Origin of the sequence: Escherichia sp. 93.1518 (assembly GCF_013368915.2) — a bacterium.
In the GTDB taxonomy this organism is placed as follows: domain Bacteria; phylum Pseudomonadota; class Gammaproteobacteria; order Enterobacterales; family Enterobacteriaceae; genus Escherichia; species Escherichia ruysiae.
In genome coordinates this window covers 21,468-35,313 of record NZ_JABWMT020000022.1, presented here as the reverse complement: position 1 = coordinate 35,313, position 13,846 = coordinate 21,468, and the positions used below count along the sequence as shown (strand labels likewise).

At 49.9% G+C, this 13,846-nt stretch carries 12 protein-coding genes and 1 pseudogene; 5 read left to right on the top strand and 8 right to left on the bottom strand.

All coding sequences use genetic code 11. The annotated features are described in order from the left end of the window. Positions 1-63: 63 nt before the first annotated feature. A complete protein-coding gene (dtpD, locus tag HEN21_RS16030; RefSeq protein ID WP_001032671.1) occupies positions 64-1,545 on the bottom strand; it encodes a dipeptide permease DtpD in 1,482 nt (493 codons plus the stop codon). 270 nt (positions 1,546-1,815) lie between these two features. Here dtpD and ybgI point away from each other — a divergent pair, with 270 nt between their 5' ends. The 5 genes from ybgI to nei are packed head-to-tail and all read left to right on the top strand — an operon-like array spanning position 1,816 to position 5,715. Continuing rightward, a complete protein-coding gene (ybgI, locus tag HEN21_RS16025) occupies positions 1,816-2,559 on the top strand; it encodes a radiation resistance protein YbgI (protein WP_000798868.1) in 744 nt (247 codons plus the stop codon). Positions 2,560-2,581: 22 nt separating this feature from the next. Continuing rightward, positions 2,582-3,238 carry a 5-oxoprolinase subunit PxpB gene (pxpB, locus tag HEN21_RS16020; protein WP_176251692.1) on the top strand — a complete coding sequence of 219 codons (657 nt, stop codon included), beginning with the start codon at positions 2,582-2,584 and terminating at the stop codon, positions 3,236-3,238. After that, complete coding sequence (gene pxpC, locus HEN21_RS16015; protein ID WP_176251691.1) at positions 3,232-4,164, top strand: 5-oxoprolinase subunit PxpC; 933 nt, start codon at positions 3,232-3,234, stop codon at positions 4,162-4,164. Before pxpB ends, pxpC begins: the two co-directional genes overlap by 7 nt. After that, positions 4,154-4,888, top strand: coding sequence for a 5-oxoprolinase subunit PxpA (pxpA, locus tag HEN21_RS16010; RefSeq protein ID WP_176251690.1), 735 nt, complete (start codon positions 4,154-4,156; stop codon positions 4,886-4,888). Before pxpC ends, pxpA begins: the two co-directional genes overlap by 11 nt. Before the next feature lie 35 nt (positions 4,889-4,923). Continuing rightward, positions 4,924-5,715, top strand: coding sequence for an endonuclease VIII (gene nei / locus HEN21_RS16005; protein WP_024257439.1), 792 nt, complete (start codon positions 4,924-4,926; stop codon positions 5,713-5,715). Here nei and HEN21_RS16000 read toward each other — a convergent pair. The 7 genes and pseudogenes from HEN21_RS16000 to HEN21_RS15970 form a co-directional block, all read right to left on the bottom strand. Continuing rightward, positions 5,712-6,758, bottom strand: a complete 1,047-nt coding sequence (locus HEN21_RS16000) for an AbrB family transcriptional regulator (protein WP_176251689.1) — start codon at positions 6,756-6,758, stop codon at positions 5,712-5,714. The genes nei and HEN21_RS16000 overlap by 4 nt on opposite strands. A gap of 151 nt (positions 6,759-6,909) precedes the next feature. After that, the gene (locus tag HEN21_RS15995) at positions 6,910-7,971 is read right to left on the bottom strand and encodes a fimbrial protein (protein ID WP_000102196.1); all 1,062 of its coding nucleotides are present in this window, start codon (positions 7,969-7,971) and stop codon (positions 6,910-6,912) included. Continuing rightward, positions 7,968-8,647, bottom strand: a pseudogene (locus HEN21_RS15990) (fimbrial biogenesis chaperone). Before HEN21_RS15990 ends, HEN21_RS15995 begins: the two are co-directional and overlap by 4 nt. Positions 8,648-8,661: 14 nt before the next feature. Then, positions 8,662-11,121 carry a fimbria/pilus outer membrane usher protein gene (locus HEN21_RS15985; RefSeq protein ID WP_176251688.1) on the bottom strand — a complete coding sequence of 820 codons (2,460 nt, stop codon included), beginning with the start codon at positions 11,119-11,121 and terminating at the stop codon, positions 8,662-8,664. A gap of 50 nt (positions 11,122-11,171) precedes the next feature. Next, on the bottom strand, positions 11,172-11,738 hold the full coding sequence (locus HEN21_RS15980; RefSeq protein WP_000472410.1) for a fimbrial protein: 567 nt from the start codon (positions 11,736-11,738) through the stop codon (positions 11,172-11,174). A gap of 384 nt (positions 11,739-12,122) precedes the next feature. Next, positions 12,123-13,406: a citrate synthase gene (gene gltA / locus HEN21_RS15975; RefSeq protein ID WP_000785828.1), complete on the bottom strand. Its 1,284-nt coding sequence runs from the start codon at positions 13,404-13,406 to the stop codon at positions 12,123-12,125. 205 nt (positions 13,407-13,611) lie between these two features. After that, positions 13,612-13,719, bottom strand: a complete 108-nt coding sequence (locus tag HEN21_RS15970; RefSeq protein WP_122983127.1) for a hypothetical protein — start codon at positions 13,717-13,719, stop codon at positions 13,612-13,614. Positions 13,720-13,846: the final 127 nt, after the last annotated feature.

Sequence of the window (13,846 nt, the reverse complement as noted above, 5' to 3'; positions counted from 1 at the left end):
TAGTGCAAATTTAATGAGCCATACAGACCTGATAAGACGCGTCAGCGTCGCATCAGGCGCTTATTAAGACTCCAGCGCCAGCGCGCGATTTCTGAACTTCAGCGTCTGGTACAGCCAAATCATCAGCACCAACCCCACACAAGCCAGTGCACCCCAGGTGATTTGATCAAACACTTCAATATACGCATTGATGGAGTAGTTGATCGCTCCGGAAGCATCAAACGAAGCTTGCGATGTCTGATCGGCAATAACGCCCGCCAGATAGTTAGCAATCGCGCCGGAAAGCAGCATATAAATGCCGGTTAATACGCCGGTCACGCCGGGGATTTCAATACGCGTAATTTGCGACATGGCTACCGGATCGATAAACAGTTCGGCAAAGCCCATCACTGCCAGCCCCAGAACCATCAGCGGCAGGGAAGAGTGTCCATACATCGCAGACCAGCGGGCGCTTAAGGTCAGAATGCAGAATCCGGCGCTCATCAGACCGAGGCCAAGAGCAAATTTTCCCCAAATGCGCACGGTACGATTACCCGCCACGCTCTCTTTCACGACCCAGGCAAGGAACACCCCGCACAGCATGACCGCGAAGGCATTAATCGACTGAAACATAGCGGTCGGAACGGTATAACCGAAAATATCGCGGTTAACGAAACGGTCGATATAAAGGCTAATCGAACTGCCGCCCTGTTGTGCGAAGGCCCAGAACAACATACTGAAGAAGGTAAGGGTAACAATCAGCCCCAGTTCTTTACGCTGTTTCTGGTTTTCTGCTTTGCGATAAATTTTTGCCAGCACCGCCAGTCCAATCACCGTGGCAACAACTAAGGCGTATACCGACCATTCTTTCCAGAACAATACAGTAATCAGCGCAGGTGTTGCGACCAGCAGAACCAGCAGCCATCCCCAGTTCGGCAGGAGAAAGTTTTTCGCACACAGCACCTCCTTATTAACGCCCCGGGTATGAGCGAAGTGACGATTGCCGCATAAGAAAATGACCAGCCCGGCGATCATCCCGACCGCAGCCAGGCCAAAGCCCATTGCCCAGCTGTATTCTTCCTGGGCGTAACCACAGGCGATTGGGGCGATAATAGAACCCACGTTACCTGCCGCATACATCAGCGAGAAACCGCCATCACGACGCGGATCGGTTGGCTCATAGAGTTCGCCAAGCAGGCAACTGACGTTGGATTTAAACAGGCCATAGCCGCAGACGATAATCGCCAGCGATAAATAGAGGAATGTCGGATGGATCTCGCTGGCGCCCAACACCAGATGTCCGACCGCCATCAACAACGCTCCCAACATTACCGCCATACGGTTGCCGAGCACTTTATCGGCCAGGAAGCCGCCAAGAATTGGCGTGACATATACCAGTGAACAGTAGGCACTGAATAACGCGTAAGCGTGGGTATCGTTGTATTTCAGCTGATTGGTGAGATAGAGAATCAGCAGGGCGCGCATTCCGTAGAAGCTAAAATATTCCCAGATTTGTAGCGCGACAACGTAGTAGATAGCGCGCGGCTGTGATGCGTGTTTATTCATGATAATTCCACAGTTGGATGCGACGCCACGTAATAAAAGCGCGGTGTGCGTGTGTTTCCTTAAAGTTAAAACCTTGATACAGATCTGATTATTTATGCAATATGCTGTCTGTTTGCATAAATATACATGAACTGTAGTGTGATGAGATAAACAATTTGCGCCTTTTGGCCGCCTGTTTGTTTCTTAATATGTCAAAAGATTGGCTATCGACGAACAGGCGAGGTAACGCTATGTTAACGGTGTAGCTATCAGAATACGGAAGGCGCGAAGATGAAAAACACCGAACTGGAACAACTGATTAACGAGAAACTGAACAGCGCGGCGATAAGTGATTACGCGCCGAATGGTTTGCAGGTGGAAGGCAAAGAGACGGTGCAAAAAATTGTTACCGGTGTCACCGCCAGCCAGGCTTTGCTCGATGAGGCAGTGCGTCTGGGCGCGGATGCGGTCATTGTGCATCATGGCTACTTCTGGAAAGGTGAATCCCCGGTAATTCGCGGCATGAAGCGTAACCGTTTAAAAACATTGCTGGCGAATGATATCAACCTGTATGGCTGGCATCTGCCGCTGGACGCGCATCCGGAGCTTGGCAATAACGCACAACTGGCGGCGTTACTGGGGATCACGGTCATGGGCGAAATTGAGCCGTTGGTGCCGTGGGGCGAACTGACCATGCCTGTGCCGGGGCTGGAACTGGCTTCCTGGATTGAAGCGCGTCTGGGACGCAAGCCGTTATGGTGTGGCGATACCGGACCTGAGGTGGTGAAACGCGTCGCCTGGTGCACGGGCGGCGGACAAAGTTTTATCGATAGCGCCGCGCGTTTTGGCGTGGATGCATTTATTACTGGCGAAGTTTCTGAACAGACCATTCATTCGGCGCGCGAGCAGGGATTGCATTTTTATGCCGCAGGTCACCATGCCACCGAACGCGGTGGTATTCGCGCGTTGAGCGAGTGGCTGAATGAAAATACCGATCTTGAAGTGACTTTTATTGATATTCCTAATCCGGCATAACGAATAATCAGAGGGATCGAAAGTGCAACGAGCGCGTTGTTATCTGATAGGTGAAACGGCGGTAGTGCTGGAACTGGAACCGCCGGTGACGCTGGCTAGCCAGAAACGGATCTGGCGTCTGGCGCAGCGTCTGGTTGATATGCCGAATGTGGTGGAAGCCATTCCCGGCATGAACAATATTACGGTGATTTTGCGTAATCCTGAGTCGCTGGCGCTGGATGCTATAGAGCGTTTGCAACGCTGGTGGGAGGAGAGTGAGGCGCTGGAACCGGAGTCACGCCATATCGAAATCCCGGTGGTTTACGGTGGTGCTGGCGGGCCGGATTTATCGGTGGTCGCGGCACATTGTGGGTTGAGTGAAAAACAGGTCGTTGAATTGCACTCCTCCGTGGAATACGTGGTCTGGTTTTTAGGTTTTCAACCGGGCTTCCCGTATCTCGGTAGTTTGCCGGAACAACTACACACGCCGCGACGCGCGGAACCGCGTTTGCTCGTTCCGGCAGGTTCTGTCGGGATCGGTGGGGCGCAGACTGGTGTTTATCCGCTGGCAACGCCGGGGGGGTGGCAATTAATAGGCCATACCTCGCTCAGTTTATTTGACCCGACGCGGGACGAACCCATCTTATTATGTCCGGGAGACAGCGTGCGCTTTGTGCCGCAGAGGGAGGGAGTATGTTGAAAATTATTCGTGCGGGGATGTATACCACCGTGCAGGATGGTGGTCGTCACGGTTTTCGCCAGTCGGGTATCAGCCACTGCGGCGCACTGGATATGCCTGCGCTGCGTATTGCTAATCTGCTGGTGGGTAACGATGCCAACGCTCCCGCACTGGAAATCACGCTCGGTCAGTTAACGGTTGAATTTGAACGCGACGGCTGGTTTGCCCTGACTGGTGCAGGTTGCGAAGCGCGGCTGGATGATAACGCTGTCTGGACCGGCTGGCGCTTGCCGATGAAAGCAGGCCAGCGTTTAACCCTTAAACGGCCGCAACATGGCGTTCGTAGCTATCTGGCGGTCGCAGGCGGTATTGATGTTCCGCCAGTTATGGGGTCATGCAGTACCGATCTCAAAGTGGGGATTGGCGGGCTGGAAGGGCGTTTACTGAAGGATGGTGACCGACTCCCGATTGGCAAAGCAAAGCGGGATTTTATGGAAGCGCAGGGCGTTAAACAGCTTCTGTGGGGAAACCGCATTCGCGCCTTGCCGGGGCCGGAATATCATGAGTTCGATCGCGCCTCGCAGGATGCATTCTGGCGTTCGCCCTGGCAACTTAGCCCGCAAAGTAACCGGATGGGCTATCGCTTACAGGGGCAAATCTTAAAACGCACCACCGATCGCGAACTGTTATCTCACGGTTTGCTGCCGGGTGTGGTGCAAGTGCCGCATAACGGTCAGCCGATTGTGCTGATGAACGACGCGCAAACCACCGGCGGTTACCCGCGCATTGCCTGCATTATTGAAGTCGACATGTACCATCTGGCGCAAATCCCACTCGGACAGCCCATTCATTTTGTCCAGTGTTCGCTGGAAGAGGCACTGAAAGCGCGCCAGGATCAGCAACGTTATTTCGAACAATTAGCGTGGCGGCTGCACAATGAAAATTGACCTGAACGCCGATCTGGGCGAAGGCTGCGCCAGCGACGCTGAACTGTTAACGCTGGTTTCCTCAGCCAATATTGCCTGTGGATTTCATGCAGGCGACGCGCAAACCATGCAGGCAAGCGTGCGTGAAGCAATAAAAAATGGTGTCGCGATTGGCGCTCACCCGAGTTTTCCCGACAGGGAAAACTTTGGACGTAGCACCATGCAACTGCCGCCGGAAACGGTTTACGCCCAGACGTTGTATCAAATTGGCGCGCTGGCAGTGATTGTCCGTGCAGAAGGTGGCGTGATGCGCCACGTCAAACCGCACGGCATGTTGTATAACCAGGCGGCGAAAGACGCACAACTGGCAGACGCTATCGCCAGAGCGGTTTACGCTTGCGATCCGGCATTGATTCTCGTTGGACTGGCGGGAAGCGAGCTGATCCGTGCAGGCAAGCGTAATGGCCTGACAACGCGCGAGGAAGTGTTTGCCGATCGCGGCTATCAGGCTGACGGCTCGCTGGTGCCGCGAAGCCAGTCAGGCGCGTTGATTGAAAACGAAGAACAGGCGCTGGCGCAAACGTTGGAGATGGTGCAACACGGCAGAGTCAAAAGTATCACCGGCGAATGGGCAACGGTCACGGCGCAAACGGTCTGTCTGCATGGCGACGGCGAGCACGCACTGGCGTTCGCCCGCCGACTACGCGCTACATTTACCCAAAAGGGGATTGTTGTCGCAGTATAATCCCGCTGAACAAAGAACGAAAAAAGGATATCACCATGCCTGAAGGCCCGGAGATCCGCCGCGCAGCGGATAACCTGGAGGCGGCGATCAAAGGCAAACCTCTAACTGATGTCTGGTTTGCCTTCCCGCAGTTAAAACCTTATCAATCACGACTTATCGGTCAACACGTTACCCATGTGGAAACGCGTGGTAAGGCGTTGTTAACTCATTTTTCCAACGACTTAACGCTCTATAGTCATAATCAGCTTTACGGCGTCTGGCGCGTGGTCGATACCGGCGAAGAGCCGCAGACCACGCGAGTATTGCGGGTAAAACTGCAAACGGCTGACAAAACCATTCTGCTTTATAGCGCCTCGGATATTGAGATGTTGACGCCGGAACAACTGACCACACATCCGTTTTTACAACGCGTTGGCCCCGATGTGCTGGATCCGAATCTGACGCCGGAGGTAGTGAAAGAACGGTTATTGTCGCCGCGCTTTCGTAACCGGCAGTTTGCCGGATTACTGCTCGATCAGGTGTTTCTGGCAGGGCTTGGCAATTATTTGCGGGTGGAGATCCTCTGGCAGGTCGGATTGACCGGAAGTCATAAAGCGAAAGAGCTCAACGAGGCGCAACTGGATGCACTCGCGCACGCGCTACTGGATATTCCGCGTCTTTCTTACGCTACGCGGGGGCAGGTGGATGAGAATAAACATCATGGCGCGCTGTTTCGCTTTAAGGTTTTTCATCGTGATGGCGAACCGTGCGAACGCTGTGGCGGCATCATTGAGAAAACCACGCTGTCATCGCGCCCGTTTTACTGGTGCCCTGGCTGCCAGCATTAGGCAGAACGTTTCGGCGCATAGGTTGAAATAAACCGTGCAATGGCTGGCCCCGTCAGCAAAATACTGAACAAGCGCAGGGTTTGCATCGCCATAATGAGCGCCATATCGGCATTGCTCCCTGCGGCGATGACCGCCACCGTATCAAGTCCGCCAGGGCTGGTGGCGAGGTAGGCAGTCATAAAATCAATATGCATAAACCGGGTCAGCCCCCACGCCATACCCGCACAAATAGCCAGTAGAGCAAAAATCGACAGCAGGATTTGCGGTAGCGGGCGTAGTGCTCGCAGTAAGATTTGCTTATCGAAGCACAGACCAATTCGCCAACCAATCGCCATATAAGCTATCGCCAGCAGCCATTCTGGTAACTCAATTGTGATGAACTCGCCAGACTGGAGTACCGCGCCCGCCAGCATCGGGATGAGCATTGTGCCGGAAGGAAGACGTAGCAGGCATCCCGCCGTACCGGCAACGACCGCGAGCAAAATCGTAAGCAGGAGATTAATGCTGACTGGCGGGAACCAGACGATCTGTTGATTAACCGCTTCAGCGTTATCGCCCAGCATCATCCGCGTAACCAGAACTGCCGCACCTGCGACAAACAGTACTCGCAAATATTGCATAAACGCCACCAGACGGATATCTGCGCCGTAATCCTGCGCCATAGCGACCATTGCCGCTGCGCCGCCAGGAGAAGAACCCCAGGCGCCGGTATTACCCGGTAGCGAGCTATAGCGCACCAATAACCAGCCCACGATGGCGCTGGAAAGCAGCGTCACCAGTAAAATGGCTAACACAATTGGCCAGTTAACGGCCAGAGTAGTGAGGATCGAGCCAGTGAGGTTTTGCGCAATCATGCAGCCAAGAATGGCCTGCGCAGCAAGAAAAGCGGAGCGAGGGAGTTGCAGAGTCATTCCGCGCATACTGAAGATGATCCCGGCGATCATCGGCCCAAGTAATAGTGCCGCCGGGAGATGTACCGCGAGGAAACCAATAGAAAGGAGAAGTGATAACACACATAACATTCCCCACTGCAAGACTGGCATCCTTCGCTCCCTCATTATTTTCTCTTTGGTGTATCGATACAGCATAAAGAAAGCCGGGCCTGGAAAAAATAACGGTAATCAAGGAAAAGAGGAAAATCAGCAATTATCTGAAAGAGATGCCCTTTCTGGCTGCAAAGGGCATCATGGTAACTCAGTTATAGTTAATCTTAAAAAGCACTACTGTATCGAAGGGACCAGCCTCGATGGGGGTGCCTGGTATGGATGACAATTCGGCGGTAAAGTTTTTTTCATAAACTAACATGTCGCTGGTGAAATCGGCATATTCGCTGTATTTGTTGAAAGTATAGGGCGAGGCGTTTTCATCCAGTAAACGTAGTTTAAGGCCATTACCAATCAACAATGCTTTATCTTCTTCAACCAACGTTTCTTCGGTATAAAACGAGGAACTGACTTTAAACCCGTCGGTGCACTGGTCATTTTGTGATTTCGTCGTCTTAATACTAAAACTTTTCGACATCGTGTGACGGCGAATATCCAGTACGTTAAATTTACCAAAATCAATCACCTGTGTTTCAGGCGAAATAGAAAAGTTAACGCTGCAATCCAGTACACGGATGTTTTCCAGACCGGTAATGTGATATTTCAGGTTTTGGGCGGAAGGATCTTCATTAACACTGCCAGCGCCATCAAATTGCACCACAATATAGTCGCTCAGCGTACTTTGATAATCATGCGGCGGCATTTCACGAACTTTAACATAGAGCCGCATACGCGCGAGAAATGTACGCGACATATGAATATTGCTGGGATCGCCGGAACAAATCTTATTTTGCCACCCCATGGCAATGATCTGCTCTGGTGTGTAGATATCAATTTTCTTGCTGTCGATACACTGGTTGGTGTCGATTCGGCTTTTCCCGAGACTGGCATCGTAATCAACGCCGTTATATGTTACGCCAAGTTGATAATAGCGATCCTGCATTCCGGGGTAGGGGTTTACCCAGGCATAAACATGCTCGCTTTCAAAGTTGCCGTTAGTATTGTTGTCACAATAGACGGGAATTTTAATATCGTCAGATTCCCAGATTTTATCGCCAGGTTTGGCATTGCCTGGCACAGCAAAGGGTTGAATAGCTTCTGATTTTTCTACAGATCCGCCAGATGCGCCAAAATAGCAGTTCAGCGCCAGCGCAGACTTCAACGGCAGAAATAACAGACAGATGATGAGCAACAATCCCTTGTCAGTACTCATTTCTTCGCCTCCACCGCCTGTAAACGACATTGTCCGTTACAGTTCAGAGTATTCATCCGTAATGCGCCGTAATCATCCATGTAACCCAGGTAAAAATGATTACCGTTATAGCTTCCAGTATTCGTTGTGACGGTGCTAAAAGGGGCAATCATCAGCGATTTAAAACCGGGGAGCACACCTTTATCATTTTGCCCAAGATAGGCAATCGTCAGGTAATAGGCGGTAGGGTTTTTCAGGGTAAGTTGGTTGCCCTGCTGGCTAACCTGTAACTGTAGCTCTACGTGTTCACCTGTTTTCTTGCGCAATGCCGCAGGTCGCTGCTTTTATCCGGTGCTGGCGGAATTTCGCGCATGTTATAGTAGAACAGCGTTTCACGATCGCCGGGTAACTGTGTGGTTGACGCTTGCTTTACAATCCGCACCTGCGATGTTGCTTTTGGTTCCAGGCGCTGTATTGGTGGCAGAGCGACCAGAAGATCGTCGCTTTTCTCCCCTTTATCATTTTCTATCCAGGAATAAGCAAGGTAAGGCAGTTTGTCACTCTGGTTTTCTATGCGCAGGCTGGTGGCTTTGTCGTTGGCGTTAAACACAACTCGTGTGCGATCGGGTTGCACGGCAGCGTGGCTACCCAGGCTGACGGCTAACAGAATCAGGGGCAATCCTTTAATAAATGTCATTCTCTTTTCCTTAATTAATGACAAGGTAAAATCAGGCGTTTGGTCGTATCTTCCAGACGTTCTGGCAGATGAATAATGCAACTTTGTTTGTCACCCCAGAGCACTGTAAATTGCTGGTTTTCAGCTACTCCACCAAGCCAGGCATGGCCTTCCTCGCTAACCATACCTACACTGATTCCGCTGCCATTCTGCTGAATATCGGCACCGAGAGGGGGATAGTGACCGCTGACGTCGCGAATAATAATGTTAACGTCTTTACCAGAACGGGAAGCCAGCGATTTGTAACCAATAGCGCCTTCAATCCACGTTTCTTTGATGACGTTTTCAGCAACAGTCACGCCGTCAGGTAAATCATTCATGTTGACTGCCACGGTGGAAGGTTGGTAACTGGAAATTAGCGGCACTACCGCAATACCAAAATGGTTGGTGTAGTCGAGATTACCCTGAACCGGAATATTTGCCACGCCGTCGGTGCTGACCATCAGCCGTGGCTCGTTGGTTGAACTGCGGCGATGGAAGGCTGCGCCATATTGAGTGGCGGTAAAGGAACCACTCCAGCTACTGCTGACGGAGCTGTAATCATTGGCGGCATAAGTGCCAGACAAATCCCATTCACCGGCTGAACTCAGGTGTTGATAGTTGCCGCTCACCTGTGCGCCATTATCAGGGCGATCGGATTGTGCTCCGGCAGACATGCCCCAGCTATTACGTTCATCCAGCGTATCGTTCCACGACATGCGGTGTGTAGTGCTGTTACTACTGTTTTGCATGTCATAGCCGACTCGACCACCGTTACCGACAGGTAATGAAATCGACAGGTAAATCTGGTTGTCGCGATCTTTGTCTTCGTAGTGGGTTGTGTTGAATGACGTCGAAATTGATATATCTTTCCACTCACCGATATCAATATTAAAACCTGCCGTTATGTTGGCAGTCGTGGAGGTATTTGCGTTCCACCAGGTCTGATGTAACAGGTTGGCGTACAGGTTGAGGTTCAGAGGGGTTATCGGTTGGCCTACTGATAAGCTGATCGTCTGTTTTTCGTCTTGTGCATCGTTGTCGTTGTATTTGTGATCCAGATAGTTGGCGTAGCTGTGAAAATGACGATCGGAGAAGCGATAAGCAGCGAGTGAAATCGTACTATTTGTGGCGTCCACTTGTTTGCTGTAATTGAAACGGTAGCTTAAGCCTCGCTCGTCCTGCTGGGTATCAAATTGGCTACTGGCCCAGGTGACATCAAATGACAATGCTCCCAGCCAGAGCATATTTTGCCCGATGCCTATTGCGCCAGAATGATAGTCATTTCCGGAGAGTAGCAAACCGCCATATAACGAGGTATTCGAGAGCATCCCCCAGGACATTTCATTGCTAAAAAAGGTTTCATTTTCAGTTTGATGAGACATTGAGGTTCGCGGCTGACCAACAGCAAGTTTATAGCGAACCTGACCCTGGCGCGTCAGGAAGGGCGTCGAGGCGGCCGAAACCTGAAAGTTGTTCACACGTCCATCGTCTTCCGTCACTTTGACATCCAGCGTACCCTGGACAGACTGATTGATGTCATCAATGATAAACGGGCCTGGCGAGACTTTTTTCTGGTAAATAACTCGCCCCGAATGACTTACGGTGACGGTGGCGTTGGTTTGCGCAATACCGCTGATTTGTGGGGCGTAACCGCGCAATTCCCAGGGCAACATCCGGTCATCGCTGGTCAGTGCCGCACCGGTATAAGAAAAACCGTCGAAAATATTGGAACTGAAATCAGTTTCGCCCAGGGTTAATTTCGAACCTAATTGTGGTAGTGGGCGAAAAAGATAAGTACGTGATATTCCGCCGCTCTGGTCATGGGCATTGTCGCTTTCGGAACGGCTCAACTGGTAATCGCTGCGTAAGCGCCATGCCCCCATGTTAATACCGGTAGTACCATAAGCGTTCAGGTTGGTGTTGCTGCTACTGCCTTGTGGACGGTAGTTGCTGGCAAACAGGTTGTAATCCATCAGAAAGCCGGCTACACCTTCTTTCCATGTTGATGGCGGCATCCAGTTTTCTGAGTGCCATGCCAGCCACGCTTGCGGAATGGTGATATTGAGTTGCTGATTGGTTTGATCGAAATTGAAGCGTATTTCTGGATGCGAGCTAAAATCAACACACTGATTTCTCTGTATTAATGATTGACGGAAGTCTGGTTTTAAACCGAATTTATCCACCAGTGATTCATCAATGCACGGAATGGTTTTATCACCGCTTTTTTGCCAGCTAATTTTTTGCCCGTTACTGATTTGGTTATTATTAACGGCAATGCTAACAAAATATTCACCGGGGGCAATCACCCCTTTGTCTTTTAATAATGAAATATCAATGCTATCACGCATCGATTTGTCGAGGACGCTCAGGTTAAATTCGACCGCCAGCGCGGACGGCATTACCATCGTCAGGCAGGAAATAAAAGAGAGTCGATAAATATTCACGGTGTCCATACCTGATAAATATTTGCAGAAAGGCGGCTACGTCGCCGCCATAATTATGCTTATTTATAATCCAGAACGTAGGTCGCGTTAGCGGTTACGGCACCAGCCGTGACATTGACTGCATTATCAATTTGTTCCATCCAGGCAAAGAAGTTCAGCGTTTGTTCTGTTGAGCTTGAATCCAGGTCGAGGTCTGGCGCAGCTGTACCCAATACGATGTTTGTGTCATTTTTGTCCATCAGTCTTACGCCGACACCTGTTGCTTCGCCAGCACTGGTATTACTCAACAGAGGTGTTGCCCCGGTCGTTTTAGCCGAACCGTCGAAGGTTACGGCAACTTTGGATATCGGCGAACCGCTACCATTATCAGAACTTGGCAGGTCACAGTTTATTAAGCGAATGTCGACGGCCACTTTATTGCTGTGATGATCCCGGTTTATGTGGGTCGTCGTGACTTGTCCAAGGTCAATATTTTTATCAACATCATCTGGATGAATGTCACAAGGAGCTTCAATAATTTCACCTTTAAAGTGAATCTCACCAGAGCCTTCGTCTGCAGCATAAACAGGAGCAGTGAACAACAGAGATACGGCCAATGCGGCCAATGTTTTTTGTCCTTTAAACATAACAGAATCCTTTAAGGAAATAGAAAAATAGTATAGCTCTGCCAGATTATCTGATTTTGCGTGTGGAGTGTTTTTAGTTTTACTTAAAAATAGATTTAGTATTACTAAATACGAAAGTAATTAATTTGTGATGTGAATTGATTTGGCTATTAAAAATAGAAGTGAGAAATGGATATGCATAATATTCAGAAGGTTATAAACAGGACGGAGAGGACAATTATTCCTAAAAAGATATTATATTGATTGCTATGTAAGCTGCTTGTTTTTTGTTCCTTGCCCACTTTTTAATTTTATTTTTACAATTTTTCGTGTTTTATCCAACAAAAAATAACCCGCCATATAAAAAGGGCGGGTTAGATGAATTTACTGCTCAGTCATCAACGATTAACGTTTAATATCGCTTTTAAAGTCACGTTTTTCATAGCCAGTATACAGCTGACGCGGACGGGCAATTTTCATGCCGTCACTGTGCATTTCGCTCCAGTGGGCGATCCAGCCAACCGTACGTGCCATAGCGAAGATCACGGTGAACATGGAAGACGGAATACCCATCGCTTTCAGGATGATACCGGAGTAGAAGTCGACATTCGGGTACAGTTTCTTCTCGATAAAGTACGGGTCGTTCAGCGCGATGTTTTCCAGCTCCATTGCCACTTCCAGCAGGTCATCTTTGGTGCCCAGCTCTTTCAGGACTTCATGGCAGGTTTCACGCATTACGGTGGCGCGCGGGTCGTAATTTTTGTACACGCGGTGACCGAAGCCCATCAGGCGGAAAGAATCATTTTTGTCTTTCGCACGACGAACAAATTCCGGAATGTGCTTAACGGAGCTGATTTCTTCCAGCATTTTCAGCGCAGCTTCGTTAGCACCACCGTGAGCTGGCCCCCACAGCGAAGCAATACCTGCTGCGATACAAGCAAACGGGTTTGCACCCGAAGAGCCAGCGGTACGCACGGTAGAGGTAGAAGCATTCTGCTCGTGGTCAGCGTGCAGGATCAGAATACGATCCATTGCACGTTCCAGAATTGGATTGACTTCATACGGTTCGCACGGCGTAGAGAACATCATGTGCAGGAAGTTGCCAGCGTAAGAAAGGTCATTGCGCGGGTAAACAAATGGCTGACCGATGGAGTATTTGTAACACATCGCAGCCATGGTCGGCATTTTCGACAGCAGACGGAACGCGGCGATTTCACGATGACGTGGGTTATTGACGTCAAGTGAGTCGTGATAAAACGCTGCCAGCGCGCCGGTAATACCGCACATGACCGCCATCGGATGAGAGTCGCGACGGAAGGCGTGGAACAGGCGGGTGATCTGTTCGTGGATCATCGTATGACGGGTAACTGTAGTTTTAAACTCGTCATACTGTTCCTGGGTCGGTTTTTCACCATTCAGCAGAATGTAACAGACTTCCAGGTAGTTAGAATCGGTCGCCAGCTGATCGATCGGGAAACCTCGATGCAGCAAAATACCTTCATCACCATCAATAAAAGTAATTTTAGATTCGCAGGATGCGGTTGAAGTGAAGCCTGGGTCAAAGGTGAAGACACCTTTTGAACCGAGAGTACGGATATCAATAACATCTTGACCCAGCGTGCCTTTCAGCACATCCAGTTCAACAGCTGTATCCCCGTTGAGGGTGAGTTTTGCTTTTGTATCAGCCATTTAAGGTCTCCTTAGCGCCTTATTGCGTAAGACTGCCGGAACTTAAATTTGCCTTCGCACATCAACCTGGCTTTACCCGTTTGTTATTTGGCTCGCCGCTCTGTGAAAGAGGGGAAAACCTGGGTACAGAGCTCTGGGCGCTTGCAGGTAAAGGATTCATTGATGACGAATAAACGGCGAATCAAGCACTTAGCAATCCGAATTATTAAACCTGTCTATCACTAATAACTGTCCTGGATGGATTGGTCAATACTTCCACACTGTTACATAAGTTAATCTTAGGTGAAATAGTGACCCCATAACTTTTACGCATTATATGCTTTTCCTGATGATGTTTGTAACAACTTTGTTGAATGATTGTCAAATGAGATGGTTAAAAATTAAATAAATGTTGTTATCGTGACTCAGATCACTGTTCTGGATAAAACCCGACAAAGCAT